Raw genomic sequence first — 23085 nt, forward strand, 5'->3', positions numbered from 1 at the left:
GAGACAGAAGCACCGAAACTACTGAAAAATACACGACTTTTCATACATTTTTCAGTGGTCTCGGAAATATACTTCTGCCTGTAATCCATCTTTGGAAAGAATCTTTTTGGGGACCCTTTCTTATTTAACTGAAAATCGAGTGGAGTATATCTCCACTCGATAAAACCGCATGGAACAGATTCCATACGGTATCCATACAAGCCAGCTTCCATGCGGAAGCGGCTCTGTATGGAGAAGATCTTATTTTCTAAGACCTAAACGCTCAATTAAGGAACGATATCTTTCGATATCAACTTTCTTTAAGTATGCCAGTAAACCACGTCTCTGACCAACCATCTTTAAAAGACCACGTCTTGAATGATAGTCGTTTTTGTTCTCAGCAAGATGAGCATTTAATTCCTCGATACGTGCTGTTAAGATAGCGATCTGTACTTCCGGTGAACCTGTATCTCCCGGTGTTCTGCCATACTCTGCGATAATTGCCTGTTTCTTTTCCTTTGCGATCATTTTATGATCCTCCTTTTCTTATTAAACGCCCTTTCCGGCTGTGCCGGGATATGATACTCAGTAAAAGGTCGGAGTGTCCATCTACCGAATATGGGCTAAACTCATACTTCGTTATTATAACATGGGTTCATCCTGTTGTAAATGCCTAAATTTAATTATTGATCACACGCACTACTTTAACCGGCGTTCTGTAATATGCTCCGGAAATCTTGATACCGGACTTTGGAGAACTTGCATGTACCACACGACCTCCGCCAATATAAATAGCCACATGATTGATACTGCTGCCATTGCCATAGAAGAAAAGATCTCCCGGCTGTGCGTCCGACGCAGCAATCTTTGTTCCACAGTTTGCCTGTGCCTTAGAAGAATGCGGAAGTGAAATACCATAATTAGCAAATACACTTAATACAAATCCGGAGCAGTCTGCCCCTCTTGTAAGACTTGTTCCTCCCCAGACATATGGGTTTCCAACAAACTGTGTAGCATAGGAAACAAGTGATACGCGCACATCCGATACACCCTGTCCATAACGAACTTCTGTCATGGTCTGTGCTTTCGGCAGTTCCGTTGCTATACTGACATAATCAGATGAAACATATCCCTCATCACTGTCAACATTGATCTTTACCCAGCCGTCAAGAACTTCAAGTACCTCAAGTTCTTCTCCTTCCGGCATCATGGTGATAACATGACTGTCTGTATTTGCCTCATCACGGACATAAAGTGTTGTCGTTGTCACGGTCGCAACAGTCTGCTTTACCTCCTGTGCTTTTGCGATCGCAGCTTCCCCGGTCAGAAGATATTCTGATTTTACATATCCTTTTACTTTTCCTGACTCGATCTGCGTCCACTCACCGTCTGTTCCAATAATTTCACATCCTGCATTATTTGGCAGTTTGCCAACAATCTCTGCCTCTGTTCCAGGTACTTCACGGACATTGATATTACCGTCCGCCTGTGCAATGCCAAGGTTCGTATAGCCAAATTCGCCTGCTGCTTCTGCAAGTGCTTTTTCTTTATCCTCTTCCTGCGTCTCTTCCTCCTGACCGGATGCGGTCACATCACGGTCTGACTCCGAAACACTGACCATATCTGCAGCCGTAACAGAAAGATAATCTGACATTGCATCCGTAACACCAGAAGTCACCTTTGCATCCGTCATTGCATAATTTCCAATCTGTCCGCCCAATGTGGAAGAAACTCCGGCAGATACCTCATTTTCCTGTAAAGATGTGCTCTCTGCCATCACTGCACGTCCATCTTTTGAACCTGACTTTTCATCAATATAAGCTACTGAAAATATAAGAGAACCGGCTGCAAGGAGTCCGGCTGCCTTAACCCATTTTGCTTTCATATCCGTACCTTTCCAAATATTCCAAAATACCTTATTTATTCAATACTGCTCAAGTATAGCAGTCATTTTTTACAATGTCAACATATTTATGTAATATTTTCGTAATATTTAGGTTTCATTTTTCCCAAACCATGCCCTTGCATATGCAATGTTATTCTGCATTTCCTCTTTCAGAGCCTCAATGGATGGAAATTTCCGTTCCTCACGTACTCTGGTCAGGAACTCTACCGTTACAACTTTTCCATAAAGATCTCCTGCAAAATCCAGAAGATGGGTTTCAACTCCGATCGGATTTTTTCCTTCAATCGTCGGTTTTACACCAACATTCGTAACACCACGGTAACACCTGTCAGCGAGCCGTACTTCAGTCACGTATACACCGCTCTCCGGAAGAAGTTTTTCTTCCGGCGGGATCTGATTGATCGTCGGGATTCCAAGTTTAGTGCTGCCTAAATGTCTCCCATGAAGGATCTCTCCTGTCACAAAATAGTGGTATCCCAGCAGGTGATTCGCTTTCTCGATATTGCCTTTTGCAATCTCTTCCCGGACAAATGTACTGCTGATATCTCTCTTATCTTCCTGCATCTTGTCAATGACAAGCACCTCATAACCATACTTGTCCGACAGATCTTTCAGCATGTGATAATCGCCTCTGCGGTTGTGTCCAAAATGAAAATCTGAACCAACCACAAAACATTTCACATGGAGCTGGTGTACAATCTTTGCTATAAAATCTTCCGGTTCCATGCACATGATTTCTTTTGTAAACGGACACTCAACCAGATAATCAATCCCAATCTGTTCAAAGATATGCATTTTTTCTTCATTAGTCGTCAAAACTTTCGCTTCAACCTGTTCCACACTTTTCCGCGGTGGAATATTAAAGGTAAATATGACAGCAGCAAGTCCATCTTCTTTCTTAGCAGCAAGATGTTCCATCAGAAGTTCATGTCCTCTGTGTATTCCATCAAATTTTCCAAGCGAAAGTACCGTTGGTTCTTCTATATAAAATTCGGTTGTATTTTTCAGATATTTCATGCTTCCATAAACAGTTTTACCGGTTTATAATCCCCCTGTATATCTGAGTACTCATAAATTCCGATAAAACGCCCTTCCTCATCATAAATACGGATCGGCTGCTGTTCCCATTTACTCTGATAGGAAACAAACATGTCTTTTTTCATCCGGTTTCCGTTATATAACAGTTTGTTCCATTCTCTGCAGATCACCGCTTTTTTATACTGTAAAAATACGGAATCAACCGTATAAATAAAGTCAAACATCCCTGCTTCCCACTGCTCCGGTGCTGTCTGTCCTACCGCTTTTTTGACACGCTCCTCAATCTCTGAGAGCCGCAATGCATCCTGTACACAAAACTCAGATACTTTTGTCCGCAAAAGTGATTCCATACATGCTCCGCAGGAAAGTTTTTCACCGATATCCTGACATAACGTTCTGATATAAGTTCCTTTCGAACAGCGCACACGCATGCAGACTCTCGGCAGTTCCATTTTGATGATCTCTATCGAATAAATCTGAACCGGTCTCGCCTGACGTTCCACAGTTACACCGCTTCTTGCCAGATCACACAGCTTCTTGCCGTTTACTTTTAATGCAGAATACATTGGAGGCACCTGCATGTAGTCTCCCACAAAAGAAAGAACTGCTTCTTTTACCTGTTCTTCACTTACTTCTACCGGATGTTCCTCTAAAACAGTTCCGGTGACGTCCTGCGTATCTGTCACTTTTCCAAGCAGCATCACAGCAACGTATTCTTTATTTTTATCCGTCAAAAGGTCGCAGACTTTTGTCGCCTTACCAAGACACACAGGAAGCACTCCCTCCGCATCCGGATCGAGTGTCCCTGTGTGTCCGATTTTCCTTGTTTTTAAAATGCCTCTTAATTTTGCGACCACATCAAAGGATGTATATCCTTTTTCTTTGTATACATTGATAATTCCGTTAATCATAAATTTCCCCAAAATCAATCTGTGATCTGTTCTTTAATATCTGCAATGATTTCATTCAGCCGTACATCCGGATCTCCTGTCACAGAAAAACCGGCTGCCCTGACATGCCCGCCACCGCCGTATTTTGCAGCGATCTTTGCAACATCCACATAACTTGCAGACCGGGTGCTGACTTTATAATTTTCCTCATCTGTCTGGTATAAAAATACTGCCACTTCCACATCTTTTGTCACGCGGAGCTGACTGACGATTCCATCTAAATGTTTCGGCAATACGTCATATTCTTTCATTTCTTCCGCAGTAATGATGCTCGAAATGCATTTTCCATCCAGATGCAGCTTACTTTTGACTAACGCAAGTCCCATAATACGGTTCTGCTCATAAGTCTTCGTAAAAAATGTCTGATCCACGATCTTCGGGAAATCTATTCCCAGTCCCATCAGAACACCTGCTGCTTCCATCGTTTTTGCCGATGTGCAGGAGTACTGGAACACACCGGTATCATGAATGATCCCGGTATAAATGCACTCTGCGATTTCCTTATTCAGCCGTTCTCTCGGAATCAGTTCAAATACAAGCTCCGATGCAGAACTTGCCTGCGGAAAAATATAATTTTCATCTGCAAAGCTCTGATTGCTGATATGATGATCGATACATGCTGTTTTTTTCGCATGTTCAAAATATTTTGCCGCATCCCCAAGTCTTCCGAGATCACCACAGTCCTGTGCGATAAACAGGTCATAACTTGTATCCGCAGTACAGTCGCTTATGATCTTATCTGAATTTTTCATAAACTTGAAAATATTGGGAATCGGCTGCAGATACAGGCTGACTTCTATCTGTGGATAATAGGTTGTGATATAATTATAAGTTGCAAGGCAGGAACCGACACAGTCTCCATCCGGTCTTACATGGCCTGCAATGGCAACTGTTTTCACTCCCTGGAAAAGTTCATCAAGACTTTTCATTTTCTCCTCCATCCCCAAATACACATGATCTGTGCATCTTAATCATTGTTTGTATCTGTTTCTTCCTCGTTATCATCTCTGATATCTTTTGTAACCTCATCAATCATCTTAGACATTTTTACGCCATACTCGATTGACTGGTCTAATACAAAACGGATCTCCGGTGTATTGCGCAGATTGACTGTTTTTGCAAGTTTGCTGCGGATAAATCCCTCCGCGCTCTTTAATCCTGCCAGCGTTTTTGCCTGGGATTCCTCATCTCCTAAAACGCTGATATATGCTTTGCATGTCTTTAAATCCGGTGCAACTTCCACTGCAACAACACTTGTCAGCGGATTGATCCGCGGGTCTTTGATCTCCCCGCGGATAATATTGGAAAGTTCACGCTGCACTTCACCATTGATCCTGGTATTTTTAATACTGTTTTTTCTCATATCAATCCTCTTTTAGCGCGGTACCTCAACCATTGTATACGCTTCTACGATATCTAATTCCTGGAAATCTCCAAAGCCTTCAAATACAAGACCGCACTCAAATCCTGCTTTTACTTCTTTCACATCATCTTTAAATCTCTTTAAGGAAGCTAAATCACCCTCAAAGATCTGCTCACCCTCACGGGAGATACGAACTTTACATCCTCTCTGGAACATACCGTCAAGCACATAAGAACCTGCAATATTGCCGACTCCGGAAGCCTTGAAGATCTGACGGATCTCTGCGTGGCCTAAGACTTTCTCCTCGTATACCGGGTCTAACATTCCCTTCATTGCTGCCTCTACATCCTCGATCGCATTGTAGATGACTTTATAGAGACGGATATCTACATTTTCTTTATCTGCAGTAAGTTTTGCAGTCGGATCCGGACGAACGTTAAATCCGATGATGATCGCATTCGATGCAGATGCAAGGCTGACATCAGACTCGTTGATCGCACCAACACCACCATGAATGACTTTTACAACTACTTCTTCGTTCGACAGTTTTACAAGACTCTGTTTTACTGCCTCCACAGAACCCTGTACATCGGCTTTTACGATGATATCGAGTTCTTTGACATTTCCGGACTGGATCTGTGAAAACAGATCGTCTAAGGACATCTTTGCTTTTGTATCTTCGATCAGACGGTTCTTGCCCTCGGAAATATAGGTCTCTGCAAATGCTCTTGCTTCTTTCTCAGTATCCATTGCAACGAATGTCTCGCCTGCTTCCGGAACAGAAGATAAACCTAAAATCTCAACCGGCATGGAAGGACCAGCCTCTTTGACACGTCTTCCCTGATCATCGATCATCGCACGGACTTTACCATAGCAGCTTCCGCATGCTACCGGCTGACCAACTTTTAAAGTACCTTTCTGTACCAGAACAGTTGCAACAGCACCGCGTCCTTTATCAAGCTGTGCTTCGATGACAAGACCTCTTGCATTACGCTTTGGATTTGCTTTTAACTCAAGCACTTCTGCTGTTAAAAGAATCATCTCAAGCAGGTTGTCGATACCCTCTTTTGTATGTGCGGATACCGGACAGAAGATCGTGCTTCCACCCCAGTCTTCCGGAATAAGCTCATATTCGGATAACTCCTGTTTTACACGCTCGATGTTTGCACTTGGTTTATCGATCTTGTTGATTGCAACAATGATCTCAACACCTGCTGCCTTTGCATGGTTGATCGCCTCTACAGTCTGTGGCATAACACCATCATCTGCTGCTACAACTAAGATTGCAATATCAGTAGAATTTGCACCACGCATACGCATTGCGGTAAATGCCTCATGTCCCGGTGTATCTAAGAATGTAATATTCTGTCCATTGATAGATACCACAGACGCACCGATATGCTGTGTGATACCGCCCGCTTCTCTGTCTGTCACACGGGTAGAACGGATTGCATCCAGTAAAGATGTTTTACCATGGTCAACGTGACCCATAACACAGACAACTGGTGGACGTGCTACTAAAGTATCCTCCGGATCATCTTCCTCTTTTAAGAGTTCAGCGATCACATCAACTTTTTCCTCCGGTTCACAGATACAGTTAAACTCTAATGCGATTTCTTCTGCCTGCTCGTAATCTACTTCCTGATTCACAGTAACCATTGTTCCTTTTAAGAACAGCTTCTTTACGATGACAGATGGCTGTACTTTCATCTTATCAGCTAATTCTCTGATCGTAAGTTTCTCTGGAAGAACAAGTGTACGGATCGCATCCTCTTCCGGCTGCTGTTTTGGCTGCTGCTGTGGTTTCTTCTTGCCGCCATTCTTCTCAAGATTGATAAAACGTTCCTGTTTCTTTCCGCCAAGTGCATCATAATCATTACGCTGTCTTGCGTTTTTGTTTCTGTCTTTATCACGCTCTCTCGATTCTTTTCCTCTTAATTCTTCCGGAGCTGCTGCCGCTGCCTCTTTATTGAAACGGTCGATCTCACGGTCAAGTCTGCCACCACCGTTATTTCCGCCACGGAAGCCATTGTTTCTGTTATTATTTCTGTCGCCCTGACCCTGTCCCGGTCTGCCATTGTTCTGGTATGGACGCTGTCCGTCATTTCTTCCGTTTCTGTCACCGTATGGACGCTGTGGTCTGTCACCATTGTTTCTCTGGTTTCTTCCGTCTCCCTGTGGACGGCGCTGACCATTGTTATTACGGTCGCGTCTGTCATTATTATTTCCCTGACGACGATCATTATTCTGCGGACGATATTCCGGATTCTGTGCATATACATTTTCTCTCGGAGTCTGTACCTGTACAGTCTCAACCGGTTTTTTCGTTTCTTCAGCTGCCGGTTTAGCATCTCTCTGTGCCTTTAACTCTGCTGCTTTTGCTGCTGCAAGACGTTCTGCCTCTTCTGCTGCCTTTGCAGCCTCCGGGTTGATCGCACGCTCAAATGCTTTTCTCACATCATAACCGGATGTCGGTCTTGCCTGCGCATTGCCACGGTTCTGGTTCTGTCCCTGCGGACGGCGTTCACCATTACCCGGACGTCTGTCGCCATTGCCCGGACGTCTGTTGTTATTACCACCGCGGTTATTGCCCTGTTTACTGTACTGTGCATTGAATACAGCAGTAATGCTTGATTTTTTCTTCGGACGCTGCTCTGCATTTTCTGCTGATTTTGTCTGTTCATTTGCCTGCTGTTTCTGTACCGGTTTATTTTCCGGTGCAGCTGCCTTATTATCTGCCGGTTTATTTTCCGTTGCATTTTCTTTGTTCTGCGCCTTTTTCTCCGGTGCAGCAGATTTTCCGAACTTCTTTCTCACAATCTCCTGTGCCGGATCATCCACATTGCTTGAAGCTGCTTTTACTGCATATTCTGTCGTATTTAATGTCTCTATAATCTGTTTACTCTCTATTCCTAATTCTTTTGCAAGGTCATATACTCTCATTTTTGCCATTTATCTTAATTCCTCCCACTATTCAGTTGTGATTGTTGTTTCAGTCTCTCTTCTATCGAGTGCGACAGTCCCTCGTTCGTGACTGCAAGCGACGCACGAAATTCTTTTCCAATGAAATGCCCAAGCATTTCTTTATCTGAATATTCATACATTGGCACCTGATAAAACTCTGTCATATTGCGAAACATTTTCTTTGTATTGTCTGACGCATCCTGTGCAACGATGACAAGGTATGCCCTGCCCTCTTTTACTGCCTTTTCCGTAGAAAATTCTCCGCTCGCCACACTGCCGGCCTTTGCGGCAATTCCTAGCATAGATAACACTCTATCTGGTTTCAAGCTGTTCCATCTCCTTTGTCAGCGTTTCATATACATCTTTTGGGATCGGCATTTTAAATGATCGTTCTAACCCTTTATTCTTTATCGCCATTGCAAGACATTCACGGTTCGGACAGATATAAGCACCTCTTCCGTTCTTTCTTCCAGTCGCATCTAAAATGATCTCCGTTTCCCCTTCTTCCGTCGGCGCTGTTTTGATCACACGGATCATATCTCTTTTGGCTTTCATTTCATGACAGCCGACACACTGCCTCATCGGAATCTTTTTATTTGACATTCTTCTTAATACCTCTTATTCTCTGTCCTCTCCGTCAGCTTCAACATTGTTTTCTTCTGTTCCGTCAGCCTCATAGCTGTCTTCTGCCGGTGCGCTGCTGTCTTCGTAATCCTCATAGGACTCGCCGTCCTCATCGTAATACTCATCTTCCTCGTAATCATTCTCATAATCAAGGAAGTCACCGGACTCTCTCGCCTGTGTCTCACTCTTAATATCGATCTTAAATCCTGTCAGACGTGCTGCAAGTCTTGCATTCTGTCCTTCTTTACCGATTGCAAGAGAAAGCTGGTAATCCGGTACAACAACTTTTGCTGATTTTTCTTCTGCATCTGCAATAACGGAAATAACCTTTGCCGGGCTTAATGCATTTTCGATCATCATTGCCGGATTCTCATTCCAGGTAATGATATCAATTTTCTCACCGCGCAGCTCACCAACGATCGCATTAACTCTGGCACCGTTCATACCAACACATGCGCCAACCGGATCAACATCCGGATCATTGGACCATACTGCGATCTTTGTTCTGCTTCCTGCTTCACGGGCGATTGCTTTAATCTCAACGATACCCTCGCGGACTTCAGCAACCTCAGATTCAAACAGACGTTTTACAAGTTCCGGATGTGTTCTTGATACTAATACCTTTGGTCCCTTTGAAGTAGCCTTAACTTCCAGAATGTACACTTTGATACGTTCTGTCGGCTGGAACACCTCACCTTTCACCTGTTCATTTTCTGTTAAGATCGCATCAACTCTTCCTAAATTAATGCTGACATTTCTTCCAATGTAGCGCTGTACCACACCGGTCACAACATCTTTTTCCATGCTGTAATACTGATCATATAAAACCTTACGCTCTTCCTCACGGATTTTCTGTAAGATCACATTCTTTGCATTCTGTGTTGCAATACGGCCAAATTCTTTAGACTGCACCTCAATATTGACAACATCGCCGATCTCGTATTTGGAATTGATCATTTTGGCATTGACCAGACTGATCTGCTCTACCGGATCTTCTACATTTTCAACAACTGTTTTTTCCTGAAACACATGGAACTCACAGGTTTCCGGATCAATCGATACCTTTACATTATCAGATGTACCGAAATGATTCTTGCATGCTGTAACAAGAGAATTTTCAATCGCCTCAAGCAATGTATCCTTGCTGATATTCTTCTCCTGTTCCAATATATTTAACGCTTCTAACAACTCATTATTACTCATTTTAAAATCCTCCTTTAGTTTATAGTTTATCTTTAAAAATCAAATGCCAGACGGATCAGCGCAATATCGCTTTTTTCAAACGTCATTTCCGTCTCATCCTCTGTCTTTATTGTCACGGTATTTTCATCATATGCAGATAAAATACCATAAAATTCCTTTTCACGGTTAATCGCACGGTATGTTCGTATCTCTACTTCTTTTCCCATGCTGCGGACATAATCCTTTTCTTTTTTTAACGGTCTTCCAAGTCCCGGAGAGCTGACCTCAAAAACATAGGAATCTTCAACGAAATCTTCTTTATCTAAAATCTCGTTCATCTCCCGCGCCACTGCCTCACAGTCATTTACGGTAATGCCGCCTTCCTTATCGATATAGGCTCTCAAGTACCAGGTACCGCCTTCCTTTACATACTCCACATCGACCAGTTCAAAATTCATTCGGTCCAAAATCGGAGTAATCAGTTCTTCGGTGCGCGTTTCGTATGTTTCACGTTTTGACATGTGTACACCTTCTTTCTTCCATATTCAGTTTTCCTTTTGCCAGATTCTTTCACTCATCAGAATACATGGCTCCTAAACGTGAATTGAGAGAGGGCTTTCGTCCTCTCTCAATCAAGTCATCGTGTTATCACTTATTACTGTAACACTTTCCTTTCTAAAATGCAAGCCTTTTGCGGGATTTCAATGAAATTTCCTATTACATAAAAAAATTGCCAATACACCATCTGGTATACTGACAACTTCCGGGTTGGGCTGTTTATCTCTTTCGAAATAACAGTGAGTAGCTCGTAGGGGAATCGAACCCCTGTTTCCGCCGTGAGAGGGCGGCGTCTTAACCGCTTGACCAACGGGCCACAAATATTTGATTATCTCTGTTATAAAACAGAATAGCTCGTAGGGGAATCGAACCCCTGTTTCCGCCGTGAGAGGGCGGCGTCTTAACCGCTTGACCAACGGGCCATAAGTATTTGTTCATCCCTGTTATAAAACAGAGTAGCTCGTAGGGGAATCGAACCCCTGTTTCCGCCGTGAGAGGGCGGCGTCTTAACCGCTTGACCAACGAGCCGAACTGATACTTATTATAGCATGCTTTTTTTTATTTGCAAGTCTTTTTTTGAACTTTTTTTATTTTTTTAAAAATATGAACAATTTACACAATTTCGTGTCGCATTTTTTCCTGTTTTCATGGCACATTTACACCTTTTCATACATTAAATCCTCTATTACTTCCTTAACCGTCGAAATCCGTTCTATTTTTCCAACATTTGAACCGCAAAATACAAGCCCGTTTTCGATATCTCCATGTACGGCACGGATCAATGCCTGTGTAATGCAGTATGGAATCTGCGCAGGTTTGCAGTTTTTAATACAATGATAACAGCGTTCCACCCGCTGTGCCGTATTTTCTGTTTTCTGGACAAACGCATTATTCAATGCACGTCCCGGCATGCCGACCGGACTTTTGATAATTTTTACGTCCGACTCTTCTGCTGTCACATAAGCATTCTTGTATTCTAAAGACGCATCACATTCTTTTGTTGCAACAAATCTTGTCGCTGCCTGAATGCCATCTGCCCCAAGTTCCTTGATTTGTTTCGCATCGGCTGCATCCCAGATTCCACCTGCCGCAAAAACAGGGATCTGTTTATGGTATTTCTCCTCATACTGTTTCTTTTCTTCCATGATCGCAGTCAGTTCTTCCGCAAAACGGATTTTGGGAATGTCCTCAAGCTGTTCTCTTGAAAATCCCAGATGGCCGCCTGCTTCTGGTCCCTCAGCAACAATAAAATCTGCTGTTCTGCCGTATTTCTTATCCCAGGTTTTTAAGATCAGGGACGCAGCACGCCTTGATGATACAATGGGTGCGATCTTTGCCTTCCCCGCTTCTACCAGTTCCGGCAGGTCTATTGGAAGCCCTGCTCCACAGATCACAGCATCTGCCCCCGCACGCACTGCTTCTTTTACATGTTCTCTGTACTGCTGTAATGCAACCATGACATTCACTGCCACCATTCCTCTTCCAGCAGACAATTCTTTTGCCCTAGCAATATGTTTCCGGATACCGCGCAGATTACATTCTTCTTCATTTCCCACAAAATCAGGTTCTTCAAATCCGATCTGTGCTGTGGAGATCACTCCCATACCTCCCTCCGCCGCAACTGCACCTGCCAGACCGCTTAAACTCACACCAACTCCCATGCCTCCCTGTATCAGCGGCAGGCTCAGATTCCATCCCTCAAAACTGTTCATTGAAAAAATTGGTTTCATAATATCCCTCTCTATTATATATAGTTTTTATTACTATGTATTATAGTAGCATTTAATATATATCATGTCAATGACAACCATATTATTATTTATAAAGAAAAATACCCTGCTCTGCCGCATCGGCATTACAGGGTATTTTCCATCTTCTGTTATATAGTCTGTCTTACAGATTATTCGTCATATCCATTCGGATTATTCTTCTGCCATCTCCAGGAATCTTCACACATTTCCTTGATACCATACTGTGCCTTCCAGCCAAGCTCACGCTCCGCTTTTGAAGGATCACAATAGCATGTTGCGATATCTCCTGCACGTCTTGGTTTGATTGCGTATGGAATCTTTACGCCGGTTGCAGCTTCGAAGTTTTTCACAATATCAAGTACGCTGTAACCATGACCAGTTCCAAGGTTATAGATTGCAAGACCACAGTTCTCATCAATCTTCTTCAATGCCTTTACATGACCAAGTGCAAGATCAACGACATGAATATAATCTCTGACACCAGTTCCATCCGGTGTATCATAATCATTGCCAAATACACCAAGTTCTTTTAATTTTCCAACTGCCACCTGTGTGATATACGGCATCAGATTGTTCGGGATACCATTCGGGTTTTCTCCCATTGTTCCGCTCTTATGGGCACCGATCGGGTTAAAGTAACGAAGTAAAATAACATTCCACTCCGGATCAGCTTTCTGGATATCCATCAGTACCTGCTCTAACATGGATTTTGTCCAGCCATAAGGATTGGTACACTGACCTTTCGGGCAGTTCTCTGTGATCGGGATTTCAGCCGGATCACCATATACCGTTGCTGAAGATGAGAAAATAATGTTCTTGCAGTTATGCTGGCGCATTACATCTACCAGAGTTAATGTTCCTGAAATATTGTTGTTGTAATATTCCCAAGGTTTCTGTACAGACTCACCAACAGCCTTTAATCCTGCAAAATGAATGCAGCTGTCAATTTTCTCTTTCTTAAAGATCTCATTTAAGATCTCACGGTCTAAAATATCTCCTTTATAGAAAGTTACATCTTTTCCTGTGATTGCTTTTACACGCTCTAATGATTTCTCAGATGCATTTACCAGATTGTCAAGAACAACAACCTCATAACCTGCATTTAATAATTCTACACATGTGTGACTTCCAATAAATCCGGCACCGCCGGTAACTAAAATTGCCATAGTTTTCTTCCACCTTTCCATAACAAGTCTTTTTATTTACCTTCAACGTTATGGGTACATCTTACCCCATTCTTATGAAAATGTATAGCCAAAAATGTACAAATAATATGTAAAAATGTTGCATATTAGTATGGCAGCCAGTATACTTATATTTATAAAATACACTGGCAGTTAATTACCAGTAAATAATGGAGGATTTCTATGTATGAAAAATATAAAAATTCCTACAAAGTAACGGAAAAGGAACTGGTTTCTCTTTCTGTGTACAATGTAGGATTTCAACGATGCGATTCCCTGTATCAGTGGGGGCCGGGAATCCGGGATCATTATCTGATCCACTATATTATTTCAGGAAAGGGATTCTATAAGATCGGAAAACGCACTTATGAATTACAGGCGGGAGACTCATTTTTAGTCTATCCAAACACAGAGGTTGTTTATTACGCTGCCGAAGCGGATCCGTGGGAATATGCATGGGTAGGTTTTACAGGCAGTGACGCTTCCATGATCTTAAAAGCAACTGATTTTTCGCCTGAAAAACCGATTATCCGCTCTACACCTCACGGAGATGACATTCACCGGCAGATACTTCATATATATGATGCAAGAGGCAACGAATTTCAGCATGCCGTGGAAATGACCGGACGGCTCTATACAATGCTCGCCATGTTTTTACACGACGCCTCCCACACAACAGAACAAATTTCTGCCAACAGTTATGTGCAAAAAGGCATCGAATATATCTCTTCCAATTATTCTTATGCAATTACCGTGGAAGATATTGCAGACTATGTCGGGGTCAGCCGCAGCCACCTGTTCCGCTCTTTTGAGTCAGTGCTCGGTCAGTCACCAAAGGAATATCTGACGGATTTTCGCATGAAACAGGCGTGTTATCTTTTAGAACACTCCAATCTGTCCATCACTGCAATTGCGAACTCACTTGGTTTTGACAACAGCTTATATTTTTCCAAAACATTTCACAAGCAAAAGCAAATGTCCCCAAAAGAATACCGGGCACATTCGCGTACTCCCCAGTCATAATACCGCATTTAACATACATGATTTCCTTTTTCAATATCGTTTTTACATATCACTGGTTTTCGCATAGAACTCACTGCCATTCCAGTATGCTTTTGCTTCTCCCGCAAGCACCGCCTTACAAAAATCTTTTTCATCAGCAAGTCTTCTGTCAAACAGCATACCACCACCAATCATCTTTGTGGTGTGCTGGTCAGAGCCTGCCGTAATAGGAAGTTCATGTTTTCTTGCATAGGCAATGGCTTTCTCATTATATAAAATGTTTTTATGCGCCGTGCTTGCCGGACTCTCATGTGTGGCATTGATTCCCTCTACCGCATCCACACAGTCCGGGAAAAGACGGATTTCCGGAATATAGTCCTCCTCACGGAACGGATGAGCCTGACTGACAATGCCTCCACCGGCATGCACCAGTTCATATTGCTCTTTTACATCTGCATCCTTGATCTCGGGATGTTCTAACAGCCATTCCTTACTTAACCCATATATTAAAAATTCTGTTCCCTGATATCCTGACTCCCATCCAAAGAATACCTGCAATCCAATCTTATCGCCTTCTTCTTTTGCATGTTCATATCCCTTGCAGAATTGTTCCACCCAGTCTTTCCACGGAAGACTCCGGTCTGCTGCCGTATTTCCATAGAAGAAATGGTCTGTTACAACGATGCCGGCATATCCCGCTTTCTGATACGCTCCCGCCATCTCTGCTCCTGTATTCTGTCCGCATGCACTACCCTCTGACGTGTGTACATGGGTGTCATATAAATATCCGTTTATCTGCATGAAAAACCTCCACTTTGTCTTCCATAGAAAAAGAACCTACCCCGGCAGGTTGTCCCACCGGAATAAGTTCTCTTAAGTCTTGTCCTATAATTAAGCAACTGCTTTCTTAGCAATTTCTGCTAATGCTGCAAATCCTGCTGCATCATTTACAGCCATCTCTGCTAACATTTTACGGTTGATATCAACACCAGCTACTTTTAAGCCGTGCATCATCTGGCTGTAAGAGATTCCGTTCATTCTTGCTGCTGCGTTGATACGAGCGATCCATAACTGACGGAACTGTCTCTTTCTTTCTTTTCTACCTGCATAAGAACTTGTTAAGGCTCTCATAACAGACTGTTTTGCAACACGGTACTGTTTAGAACGAGCTCCTCTGTAACCTTTTGCTAATTTTAATGTTCTATTATGTCTTTTTTTAGCGCCTAAACCGCCTTTAACTCTTGCCATGATCTATTCCTCCTTAACAACTTTCTTACATGTATGGTAAAATCTTCTTCATATTCTTAACGTTTGTAGCATCTACGATAGCCGGTTTTCTAAGATTTCTCTTATTCTTTGTTGTTTTCTTTGTTAAGATATGTCTCTTGTAAGCTTTATTTCTCTTTAATTTTCCTGTTCCTGTTACTTTGAAACGTTTTGCAGCTGCTCTGCTTGTTTTCATTTTTGGCATGATATATTCCTCCTTAAAATTATGATTTTTTTTCTGCCAACACCATGCTGATGCTTCTGCCTTCAACCTTTGGTGCTTTTTCCACTACTGCAACCTCTGCAAGACTCTCAGCAAAATCATCCAGAATGTGTTTGCTGGCATTCATATGTGCCATCTCACGTCCGCGGAATCTTAAAGTAATCTTTACTTTATCACCTTTGCTCAAGAATTTTTTTACAGCATTCATTTTGGTGTTCAAATCATTTGAATCAATATTCGGTGACAGACGAATCTCTTTTAACTCGACCACTTTCTGTTTTTTTCTGGCTTCTTTCTCTTTTCTAGCCATCTCATAACGATATTTACCGTAATCGATAATCTTACATACCGGCGGCTTTGCGGTCGGAGCAATCTTGACCAAATCAAGCTCTGCTTCCTCAGCCAGCTTCATTGCTTCTCTTGCTGACATAATGCCAAGCTGTTCTCCGTTTTCTCCGATCAGACGAACTTCTCTGTCTCTGATCTGTTCATTAATCATTAACTCGCTAATGGTATTGCACCTCCAAAATATTATTCTTTACTTGCATCAAAAAAAGTGGATAGGCAGACTATCCACTTTTAATACTCAATACTCGCAAGGTGCGGTACTTCAAACAACAGGAATATTCCCGATGCCTTGAATATAAAACCATGAGTCACACGAATGCTGGTGCTCCGGTGAGAGTGGATACTCTACTTTGTTTTCAACAACTATTTAACTATACCACTTCAAAATATCTCTGTCAAGTGTTTTCTTATTAATTATTCCTGTGGAAGAACATATTTACTAATCAGTTCATCTAAGGATACTGCCTGAGCAGAAAGCTCCTCGCTGGTAGCAGAGGACTCCTGTGCGGTTGCGGAGTTTGCCTGAACAACCTCCGAAATCTGGTTGACACCCTGCTCTGCCTGTTCCATGGCAGTTGCCTGATCTCTGGATACCTGTCTGACATTTCTGGCAGACTCGGCAATTTTGCCGATTCCTTCTACAACTGTTTCAATGGATGCTGCAGCTTTGTCTGCCGCCTTGTTTCCTTCTGCGATCTCCTCTAAGGATCCTTCAATCAGTTTTCTGGTATCTACTGCAGATTTTGTACTCTGCTCTGCTAACTGACGGATCTGGTCAGCAACAACCGCAAATCCTCTTCCTGCCTCTCCTGCTCTTGCCGCCTCAATGGAAGCATTTAAGGAAAGCAGGTTTGTCTGGGATGCGATATCCTCAATCTCAGAAATGATATTCTCGATATTTTTGGATGTCTCGTTGATGCGTGTCATTGCATCTACCATTGCTGTCATCTGCACACGGCTGTTGTCAGCTTCGTCTGCATACTGTTTTGCCTGTACATAGGACTCATGTGCCTGATCTGCAGATTTTTCAATATTTTCTGTGATGCTTGTGATCGTAGCCTGTAACTCTTCTACTGCACCTGCCTGCTCAGTAGCACCCTCTGCAAGACTCTGGGATGCCTCTGCAAGGTTTGTAGATCCTGCGGATACCTGACTGGACGCATCTTCAATAGAACGTAATGTTACGATCATCTGATCCTTCATATCACGCATAGCGAGAAGCAGCTTCTCAAATTCACCCTGATATACTTCCGGACAGTCTGTTCTGATATCGAAGTTACCACTTGCCATATCTGCAAGATGTTTGCCACAGTCAGCAATAACAAGCTTTAATGTTTCTTTCATCTCATTCGCTGTATTGATCATATCTGCAACCTCATCCTGGGTATCTACTACCGGGAACGGATCGGTAAGGTTACCTTTTGCAAATGTTGTAAATCTGTCACTCAACTCACCAAGTGGTACTGCGATACCCTTTGCAATGGAACTTCCCATTCTCATTGCCTGTGCAAATGCAAATACAATCATTGCAACAATCACAATAAGGAAAATAATACTCATGGCAGAAAGCTTTGCCTCAAGGGAGTTTCCCTCGTTTACGTTTACATTCAGCAAGTCAGCTGTAAGGCTGTAAACCTGCTCATACAATGGATCTACGGTATCGTTCATCATTTGCTGGGCTTTGATGCTGTCTTCATTGTCCGTGGAAGCGCCGATCTCCATCGCTTGGGCTTCTGCATCCCAGTACTGCTGAACAAGTGTGTTCACCTGCTCATAGAGATCTTTCTCAGTGCCTGTCACACAGGTGTTCGCAACTATAGCCCAGTAATCATCAAACTTCTGTTTCTTTTCATCATGTATCTGTTTCATGGTTGCGATCATATCAGTATCATTGTAACCAATCACACCGCGCGCTGCTGATCTCGCATCTGCAAAAACGATCATTGCCTTTCCGATATCACCCTGCGAAAAACCATAATTAGTAAGTGCATGTTTATACTGCGTAGCTATAATAAGCATCATAATTGCTCCAATAACACCTGCAATGGATGCAAGCAGTGCAACGACTGTGAAGCATTTTTTCAGCCGTTCCTGAATTTTTAGATTCTTATACATAACCTTTTCCTCCTGTTTGTGCGCTTTATTTACTATGTCTGTCAGGTATTGTCATCGATAAGCTGCTTTATCCCCTGCTGCTCGGACTGTGGCATCAGCTTTGAAACCTCAAACATCACGATAAGCTGCTTATCATAGGATGCCACATCATTAAAGCAGCTCTGATTGGCATTCATGATCGTCGGCATCGGAATCACCTGTTTTTCATTTACATCAATGATCTCACGGACACTCTCTACTTCAAGACCAATCTTCATGCCATTCATACTTGCCACAATAACATTTTTTATATCCTGTTTTGGATATCCGAAATAGTCAGCAAGATTACATATCGGAACGATATCACCATGCAGATTCACGATTCCTTCGATATGCGCAGGTGCATTTGGAACACCTACCACACTCATTCTAGTTTCAATCGACTCGACATCATCCACCGGTATTCCAAAACGGACATTATTGAGCATAAACGTCAGTAATTGCATTTTTTCACCTTCTTTGCTGTATTTTTTGCCTAAAAACCATCCTGCGACTATTGTACCATTCTGGTAAAATATGTAAACCATTTTTTTTATATTTTTTAACTTTTTGACAAATATATTCCATTCATGCTACGATGAAATTGCTTAACCGTTTTCATATAATAACAGACTTTACTCTACCATAACAGCTCTGTTGTTATAAAATACAGATATGAAAGGACTTACAGACTATGGATAATAGAATTGTTGACCTGCATGTACATTCCACGGAATCAGATGGAACATTTACACCCACTGAGGTGATCGCCGAAGCAAAAAAAGCCGGTCTTTCCGCTATCGCTCTGACGGACCATGATACTGCCACCGGTATCAAAAAAGCTATGGATGCTGCAAAGGAAGCCGGTATTGAGCTGATCCCGGGCATTGAACTTTCCACTGCTTACACGTTTCCGGGGAAAAAACAGGAAAAGGAAATCCACATCGTCGGTCTCTACATTAACCCGGATGACCCGGAACTCTTAAAAATGACTGCAGACTTCCGTGACTGCCGTGATAAACGGAACGAAAAAATGATCCTTGCCCTGCAAAAAGAAGGATTTCCAATTACTATGGAAGCCCTCCTGGCAGAAAATCCGGATAGTGTCATTACACGCGCAAACATCGCACGTTTTCTTTATGAACACGGATGGATCAAATCCGTTTCCGAAGCATTTGACAAATACATCGGTGATGGCTGCCGCTGCTATGTCGGACGTTTTAAAGTATCTCCAATGGAAGCCGTCTCACTTATAAAAAGAACCGGTGGTGTCGCCATCCTTGCGCATCCGCTGCTTTATCATCTGGGTGTAGAACAATTACAACTTCTGATCGACGACTTAAAGGCGGCAGGACTTGACGGCATTGAAGCCATCTACTCTACCTATACCACCGGAGAAGAACAGCTTGTCAAACGTATTGCAAAAGAAAATAATCTGCTCATCAGCGGCGGCTCAGATTTTCATGGGGAAAACAAACCTGCCATAAAACTTGGCATCGGACGCGGACAGCTTTATATCCCTTATTCTGTATTAGAAGCAATCAAAATACATGCCGGAAAATAGTCCATATCCCATATATTTTACGGGGAAACAGGTTCGGTGGATCATAGTACAAATTTTTCAATCACCTCAGCAATGGCATCATGATTATTGTCATTTACCGTGACATAATCCGCTGCTGCTTTTGCTTTTTCGGTGGCATTTTTCACTGCAACCCCTACGTACGCAGTTTTTATCATCGGAACATCATTATCTTCATCTCCGACTGCGATGGTCGTATCCATCGGCATGTTTAAAATCTTTGTCAGTTCTAAAATACCGGTCGCCTTGCTTGTATTCTTAGGACTATATTCAAGATACTGGCTGCTTGAGAAGAAACTGTTACATTTTCCCTGTTCCCATTTCAAATTCCTTTTCTGGAAACGTTCTAACTTGTCTCTCTGATCCAGCGAGATCAGCATAACCTTCTGTGGTTCTTCCTCTAAAGCATCCAGAATATTCGGTGATATCTTATAGGAAATATGTGCCTGTTTCACATAATAATCCAGCTCTTTGGTATGTTTTGTAGTGATAAGATCCGTACTGTTATAGGTCTGCACATATAAACCGGCACGTTTTGCCTTATCAAAAAGCTCCTGCACAACCTCAATCGGAAGTGAACGCTGCAACAATACGCGGTCTGCCGCACAGTCATAAAGCACCGCACCATTGAATGCGATCATATAACACCCAGGTGTATTTAACCCCAGATTTCTTGCGACTTCTCTTGCCGTTTCAACCGGTCTTCCGGTTGCAAGTGCTATGTAATGTCCTGCCTCTAACATTTTGTGAATTGCATCACGGTTCTTCTGTGAGATACTTTTATCATCGCACAGTAATGTTGCATCCAGATCCACACATAAAATTTTGTGATTCATATACCTCTCCCCTTCTTATATGTGAAAAACCATTTCACACTCCACCACTTCCGCTATTCTGCAGGCTCTGCCGGAACAAACACCCTTTCCCGGTATACATGATCCTGTTTCGGGACCGCCGCAACGGCTTCCTCACAGAATTGCATCTGTGAATTGACTAAAACTTTTCCTCTTTTATCTATTTTCTCATAATTTCCATCTGATTTCAAGATATGAGCCTTGGTATTGTCAGATAATTCAACTTCAAGAATATGTTTTGCAGATTCTTTTGCATCATCATCCAGAACAGGGAACAATATTTCAACACGACGGTCCAAGTTACGCGGCATCCAGTCTGCACTTCCCATATAAACTTCATCCGCACCGTTATTCTCAAACCAGAAAATTCTGCTGTGCTCTAAGAAATTTCCAACAATCGAACGCACTTCGATATTTTCACTCACGCCTTCGATGCCTACTTTCAGACAGCAGATACCACGCACGATCAGCTGGATCTTTACCCCTGCTGCCGACGCCTCATAAAGCGCTGCTATGATTCCCGGATCGCAGAGTGAATTCATCTTGGCAACAATACGGGCAGGTCTTCCTTTTTTTGCATGTGCCGTCTCCCTGCCGATCAGCTTCATGAATTTATTACGCAGCCAGATTGGTGCAAGTGACAGTTCATTCCAGGAAAGTGGTTCAGAATAACCGGAAAGCATATTGAATACCGCTGTCGCATCTTCTCCAATCGCTTCATTGCAGGTAAAGATTCCACAGTCCGTATATAATTTTGCTGTTGAATCGTTATAGTTACCGGTTCCAAGATGCACATATCTGCGGATGCCATCCTCTTCCCTGCGGACAACCAGTGCGATCTTACTGTGGGTTTTTAAACCAACCAGTCCATAAATTACATGACAGCCTGCCTGTTCTAATTTTTTCGCCCAGACAATATTATTTTCTTCATCAAAACGTGCTTTTAATTCTACTAAAACAGATACCTGCTTGCCATTTTCCGCTGCCTGTGCCAAAGAAGCAATAATCGGTGAATTACCACTGACACGGTAAAGAGTCTGCTTAATCGCAAGAACATCGGGATCAGATGCCGCCTGTCGGATAAAGTCAACGACAGGGTCAAAGGTCTGATATGGGTGATGTAAAAAAATATCTCCATTTCTAATCAGTTCAAACAGATTTTCTCCCGGCTCGATCTTTGGATTCTTCTGCGGTGTATACGGCTTGTAACGCAAATGATCACAACCGGAAAGTCCATACATTTTCATAAGGAAAGTAAGATCGATCGGTCCCTGAATACAGAAGATATCTTCCTCTGCCACTTTCAGTTCATCCTTTAAGAACCGCAGCAGACGTTTATCGATTCCACTCTCTACTTCAAGACGGATCACTTCGCCCCACTGTCTCATCTTAAGCTGTTTCTGGATCTCTTTTAAAAGATCCTCTGCCTCGTCCTCATCAATTGTCAGATCCGCATTTCGCATGATACGGTATGGGTACGCACAGAGTACTTCATAATTTAAAAACAGTTTGTCGATATTTTTTTCAATGATCTGTTCTAACAGGATAAAGCTCCTGACACTTTCTTCTTCCGAAGGGATCTGTACCAGTCTTGGAAGTACTCCCGGAACCTGTACTGTCGCAAAATCCAGTTCCTGCTTTTCACTTTTTGTATTCTTTTTTGAAAGCAATGCAGCAATGTTTAATGTCTTATTGCGGATGAGCGGAAACGGACGTGATGCATCCACTGCCATCGGTGTCAGTACCGGATAAACATTCTCCTCAAAATAACGGTCTACAAATCTTTTTTGTTCCTCTGTCAGATCCTCAAATGCATCAATGATGTAGATCTGTTCTTTTTTAAGCAGTGGAAGCAGGGATCTGTTATATGTAGTGTACTGCAGATCCACCATTTCCCTTGTTTTTTCATTGATGGCAGCAAGCTGCTCTTTCGCTGTCATACCTGCAATGTCTCTTTTTTTATAATCAGCATGTACCATATCTTTCAAAGAAGCAACACGCACCATATAAAATTCATCCAGGTTCGATGAAGTGATACTGACAAATTTCAGACGCTCTAAGAGTGGGATGCTCTTATCGCGTGCTTCATTTAATACACGGTTATCAAATTTCAACCAGCTTAATTCTCTGTTTTCGTAATACTGTGGATTTTTAAAATCTTTTTCCTTTTCCATAGTG

23 protein-coding genes and 3 tRNA genes are annotated in these 23085 nt (G+C 42.6%); 2 read left to right on the forward strand and 24 right to left on the reverse strand.

Annotated elements, in window-relative coordinates; genetic code table 11:
- Nucleotides 1-240: 240 nt before the first annotated feature.
- The 16 genes from rpsO to galE form a co-directional block, all read right to left on the reverse strand.
- Nucleotides 241-507: a 30S ribosomal protein S15 gene (rpsO, locus tag DW650_RS01560; RefSeq protein ID WP_006858056.1), complete on the reverse strand. Its 267-nt coding sequence runs from the start codon at nucleotides 505-507 to the stop codon at nucleotides 241-243.
- Nucleotides 508-658: 151 nt separating this feature from the next.
- Nucleotides 659-1864, reverse strand: coding sequence for a C40 family peptidase (locus DW650_RS01565; protein WP_117920927.1), 1206 nt, complete (start codon nucleotides 1862-1864; stop codon nucleotides 659-661).
- A gap of 108 nt (nucleotides 1865-1972) precedes the next feature.
- Nucleotides 1973-2902: a bifunctional riboflavin kinase/FAD synthetase gene (locus DW650_RS01570; RefSeq protein ID WP_117920928.1), complete on the reverse strand. Its 930-nt coding sequence runs from the start codon at nucleotides 2900-2902 to the stop codon at nucleotides 1973-1975.
- Complete coding sequence (gene truB / locus DW650_RS01575) at nucleotides 2899-3834, reverse strand: tRNA pseudouridine(55) synthase TruB (protein ID WP_118208904.1); 936 nt, start codon at nucleotides 3832-3834, stop codon at nucleotides 2899-2901. The genes DW650_RS01570 and truB overlap by 4 nt, the downstream gene beginning before the upstream one ends.
- A gap of 14 nt (nucleotides 3835-3848) precedes the next feature.
- Nucleotides 3849-4802 carry a DHH family phosphoesterase gene (locus DW650_RS01580; RefSeq protein ID WP_199654173.1) on the reverse strand — a complete coding sequence of 318 codons (954 nt, stop codon included), beginning with the start codon at nucleotides 4800-4802 and terminating at the stop codon, nucleotides 3849-3851.
- 38 nt (nucleotides 4803-4840) lie between these two features.
- Nucleotides 4841-5236, reverse strand: a complete 396-nt coding sequence (gene rbfA / locus DW650_RS01585) for a 30S ribosome-binding factor RbfA (protein ID WP_117920931.1) — start codon at nucleotides 5234-5236, stop codon at nucleotides 4841-4843.
- A gap of 12 nt (nucleotides 5237-5248) precedes the next feature.
- A complete protein-coding gene (gene infB, locus DW650_RS01590; RefSeq protein WP_118208906.1) occupies nucleotides 5249-8188 on the reverse strand; it encodes a translation initiation factor IF-2 in 2940 nt (979 codons plus the stop codon).
- A 5-nt stretch (nucleotides 8189-8193) separates the two neighbouring features.
- A complete protein-coding gene (locus DW650_RS01595; protein WP_117920933.1) occupies nucleotides 8194-8502 on the reverse strand; it encodes a L7Ae/L30e/S12e/Gadd45 family ribosomal protein in 309 nt (102 codons plus the stop codon).
- Nucleotides 8503-8512: 10 nt separating this feature from the next.
- Nucleotides 8513-8803, reverse strand: a complete 291-nt coding sequence (rnpM, locus tag DW650_RS01600; RefSeq protein WP_006858061.1) for an RNase P modulator RnpM — start codon at nucleotides 8801-8803, stop codon at nucleotides 8513-8515.
- Between the two features lie 15 nt (nucleotides 8804-8818).
- The gene (nusA, locus tag DW650_RS01605; RefSeq protein ID WP_118208907.1) at nucleotides 8819-10027 is read right to left on the reverse strand and encodes a transcription termination factor NusA; all 1209 of its coding nucleotides are present in this window, start codon (nucleotides 10025-10027) and stop codon (nucleotides 8819-8821) included.
- 32 nt (nucleotides 10028-10059) lie between these two features.
- The gene (gene rimP, locus DW650_RS01610; RefSeq protein ID WP_117920935.1) at nucleotides 10060-10527 is read right to left on the reverse strand and encodes a ribosome maturation factor RimP; all 468 of its coding nucleotides are present in this window, start codon (nucleotides 10525-10527) and stop codon (nucleotides 10060-10062) included.
- Nucleotides 10528-10808: 281 nt separating this feature from the next.
- A tRNA-Glu gene (locus DW650_RS01615) sits at nucleotides 10809-10880 on the reverse strand.
- A 34-nt stretch (nucleotides 10881-10914) separates the two neighbouring features.
- Nucleotides 10915-10986: transfer RNA gene (locus DW650_RS01620), tRNA-Glu, on the reverse strand.
- Nucleotides 10987-11020: 34 nt separating this feature from the next.
- A tRNA-Glu gene (locus DW650_RS01625) sits at nucleotides 11021-11092 on the reverse strand.
- 128 nt (nucleotides 11093-11220) lie between these two features.
- Nucleotides 11221-12294 (reverse strand): NAD(P)H-dependent flavin oxidoreductase, encoded by a 1074-nt coding sequence (locus DW650_RS01630; RefSeq protein WP_118208908.1) that lies wholly within the window; start codon nucleotides 12292-12294, stop codon nucleotides 11221-11223.
- A gap of 170 nt (nucleotides 12295-12464) precedes the next feature.
- On the reverse strand, nucleotides 12465-13481 hold the full coding sequence (galE, locus tag DW650_RS01635) for a UDP-glucose 4-epimerase GalE (RefSeq protein WP_117920937.1): 1017 nt from the start codon (nucleotides 13479-13481) through the stop codon (nucleotides 12465-12467).
- Nucleotides 13482-13682: 201 nt separating this feature from the next.
- On the opposite strand from galE, the gene DW650_RS01640 reads away from it, so the two are divergent.
- Complete coding sequence (locus DW650_RS01640) at nucleotides 13683-14522, forward strand: AraC family transcriptional regulator (RefSeq protein WP_117920938.1); 840 nt, start codon at nucleotides 13683-13685, stop codon at nucleotides 14520-14522.
- 42 nt (nucleotides 14523-14564) lie between these two features.
- Here the strand turns inward: DW650_RS01640 and DW650_RS01645 are convergent, their stop codons facing one another.
- The 6 genes from DW650_RS01645 to DW650_RS01670 form a co-directional block, all read right to left on the reverse strand.
- Entirely contained in the window at nucleotides 14565-15302 is a 738-nt protein-coding gene (locus DW650_RS01645; RefSeq protein ID WP_117920939.1) for a PHP-associated domain-containing protein, read from the reverse strand.
- A gap of 90 nt (nucleotides 15303-15392) precedes the next feature.
- Nucleotides 15393-15749 (reverse strand): 50S ribosomal protein L20, encoded by a 357-nt coding sequence (gene rplT, locus DW650_RS01650; protein ID WP_006858929.1) that lies wholly within the window; start codon nucleotides 15747-15749, stop codon nucleotides 15393-15395.
- A gap of 25 nt (nucleotides 15750-15774) precedes the next feature.
- Nucleotides 15775-15972, reverse strand: coding sequence for a 50S ribosomal protein L35 (gene rpmI, locus DW650_RS01655; RefSeq protein WP_006858928.1), 198 nt, complete (start codon nucleotides 15970-15972; stop codon nucleotides 15775-15777).
- Between the two features lie 19 nt (nucleotides 15973-15991).
- Complete coding sequence (gene infC / locus DW650_RS01660; protein WP_118208909.1) at nucleotides 15992-16489, reverse strand: translation initiation factor IF-3; 498 nt, start codon at nucleotides 16487-16489, stop codon at nucleotides 15992-15994.
- 263 nt (nucleotides 16490-16752) lie between these two features.
- The gene (locus tag DW650_RS01665; RefSeq protein ID WP_118208910.1) at nucleotides 16753-18453 is read right to left on the reverse strand and encodes a methyl-accepting chemotaxis protein; all 1701 of its coding nucleotides are present in this window, start codon (nucleotides 18451-18453) and stop codon (nucleotides 16753-16755) included.
- A 41-nt stretch (nucleotides 18454-18494) separates the two neighbouring features.
- The gene (locus tag DW650_RS01670; RefSeq protein ID WP_015560470.1) at nucleotides 18495-18938 is read right to left on the reverse strand and encodes a chemotaxis protein CheW; all 444 of its coding nucleotides are present in this window, start codon (nucleotides 18936-18938) and stop codon (nucleotides 18495-18497) included.
- A 227-nt stretch (nucleotides 18939-19165) separates the two neighbouring features.
- Between DW650_RS01670 and DW650_RS01675 the strand changes: the two genes are divergently transcribed.
- Nucleotides 19166-20035, forward strand: a complete 870-nt coding sequence (locus tag DW650_RS01675; RefSeq protein WP_117920942.1) for a PHP domain-containing protein — start codon at nucleotides 19166-19168, stop codon at nucleotides 20033-20035.
- A 41-nt stretch (nucleotides 20036-20076) separates the two neighbouring features.
- Here DW650_RS01675 and DW650_RS01680 read toward each other — a convergent pair whose 3' ends face one another.
- Together DW650_RS01680 and DW650_RS01685 are read right to left on the reverse strand one after the other, a co-directional pair.
- Nucleotides 20077-20889: a Cof-type HAD-IIB family hydrolase gene (locus tag DW650_RS01680; RefSeq protein WP_117920943.1), complete on the reverse strand. Its 813-nt coding sequence runs from the start codon at nucleotides 20887-20889 to the stop codon at nucleotides 20077-20079.
- Nucleotides 20890-20942: 53 nt separating this feature from the next.
- Nucleotides 20943-23081 carry an RNA degradosome polyphosphate kinase gene (locus DW650_RS01685; protein WP_199654175.1) on the reverse strand — a complete coding sequence of 713 codons (2139 nt, stop codon included), beginning with the start codon at nucleotides 23079-23081 and terminating at the stop codon, nucleotides 20943-20945.
- Between the last annotated feature and the right edge of the window lie 4 nt (nucleotides 23082-23085).

It is taken from the genome of Roseburia sp. AM23-20 (assembly GCF_003470905.1).
Classification (GTDB): domain Bacteria; phylum Bacillota; class Clostridia; order Lachnospirales; family Lachnospiraceae; genus Roseburia; species Roseburia rectibacter.

Excerpts from the sequence above, each read along its gene's own strand:
- rpmI (WP_006858928.1), bottom strand. The coding sequence starts at position 15,972 with ATGCCAAAAATGAAAACAAGCAGAGCAGCTGCAAAACGTTTCAAAGTA.
- rpsO (WP_006858056.1), bottom strand. The coding sequence starts at position 507 with ATGATCGCAAAGGAAAAGAAACAGGCAATTATCGCAGAGTATGGCAGA.
- DW650_RS01565 (WP_117920927.1), bottom strand. The coding sequence starts at position 1,864 with ATGAAAGCAAAATGGGTTAAGGCAGCCGGACTCCTTGCAGCCGGTTCT.
- infB (WP_118208906.1), bottom strand. The coding sequence starts at position 8,188 with ATGGCAAAAATGAGAGTATATGACCTTGCAAAAGAATTAGGAATAGAG.
- DW650_RS01670 (WP_015560470.1), bottom strand. The coding sequence starts at position 18,938 with ATGCAATTACTGACGTTTATGCTCAATAATGTCCGTTTTGGAATACCG.
- rnpM (WP_006858061.1), bottom strand. The coding sequence starts at position 8,803 with ATGTCAAATAAAAAGATTCCGATGAGGCAGTGTGTCGGCTGTCATGAA.
- rimP (WP_117920935.1), bottom strand. The coding sequence starts at position 10,527 with ATGTCAAAACGTGAAACATACGAAACGCGCACCGAAGAACTGATTACT.
- DW650_RS01580 (WP_199654173.1), bottom strand. The coding sequence starts at position 4,802 with ATGAAAAGTCTTGATGAACTTTTCCAGGGAGTGAAAACAGTTGCCATT.
- DW650_RS01645 (WP_117920939.1), bottom strand. The coding sequence starts at position 15,302 with ATGCAGATAAACGGATATTTATATGACACCCATGTACACACGTCAGAG.
- infC (WP_118208909.1), bottom strand. The coding sequence starts at position 16,489 with ATGATTAATGAACAGATCAGAGACAGAGAAGTTCGTCTGATCGGAGAA.
- DW650_RS01665 (WP_118208910.1), bottom strand. The coding sequence starts at position 18,453 with ATGTATAAGAATCTAAAAATTCAGGAACGGCTGAAAAAATGCTTCACA.
- truB (WP_118208904.1), bottom strand. The coding sequence starts at position 3,834 with ATGATTAACGGAATTATCAATGTATACAAAGAAAAAGGATATACATCC.
- DW650_RS01685 (WP_199654175.1), bottom strand. The coding sequence starts at position 23,081 with ATGGAAAAGGAAAAAGATTTTAAAAATCCACAGTATTACGAAAACAGA.
- DW650_RS01680 (WP_117920943.1), bottom strand. The coding sequence starts at position 20,889 with ATGAATCACAAAATTTTATGTGTGGATCTGGATGCAACATTACTGTGC.
- DW650_RS01570 (WP_117920928.1), bottom strand. The coding sequence starts at position 2,902 with ATGAAATATCTGAAAAATACAACCGAATTTTATATAGAAGAACCAACG.
- nusA (WP_118208907.1), bottom strand. The coding sequence starts at position 10,027 with ATGAGTAATAATGAGTTGTTAGAAGCGTTAAATATATTGGAACAGGAG.
- rplT (WP_006858929.1), bottom strand. The coding sequence starts at position 15,749 with ATGGCAAGAGTTAAAGGCGGTTTAGGCGCTAAAAAAAGACATAATAGA.
- DW650_RS01640 (WP_117920938.1), top strand. The coding sequence starts at position 13,683 with ATGTATGAAAAATATAAAAATTCCTACAAAGTAACGGAAAAGGAACTG.
- DW650_RS01595 (WP_117920933.1), bottom strand. The coding sequence starts at position 8,502 with ATGCTAGGAATTGCCGCAAAGGCCGGCAGTGTGGCGAGCGGAGAATTT.
- rbfA (WP_117920931.1), bottom strand. The coding sequence starts at position 5,236 with ATGAGAAAAAACAGTATTAAAAATACCAGGATCAATGGTGAAGTGCAG.
- galE (WP_117920937.1), bottom strand. The coding sequence starts at position 13,481 with ATGGCAATTTTAGTTACCGGCGGTGCCGGATTTATTGGAAGTCACACA.
- DW650_RS01675 (WP_117920942.1), top strand. The coding sequence starts at position 19,166 with ATGGATAATAGAATTGTTGACCTGCATGTACATTCCACGGAATCAGAT.
- DW650_RS01630 (WP_118208908.1), bottom strand. The coding sequence starts at position 12,294 with ATGAAACCAATTTTTTCAATGAACAGTTTTGAGGGATGGAATCTGAGC.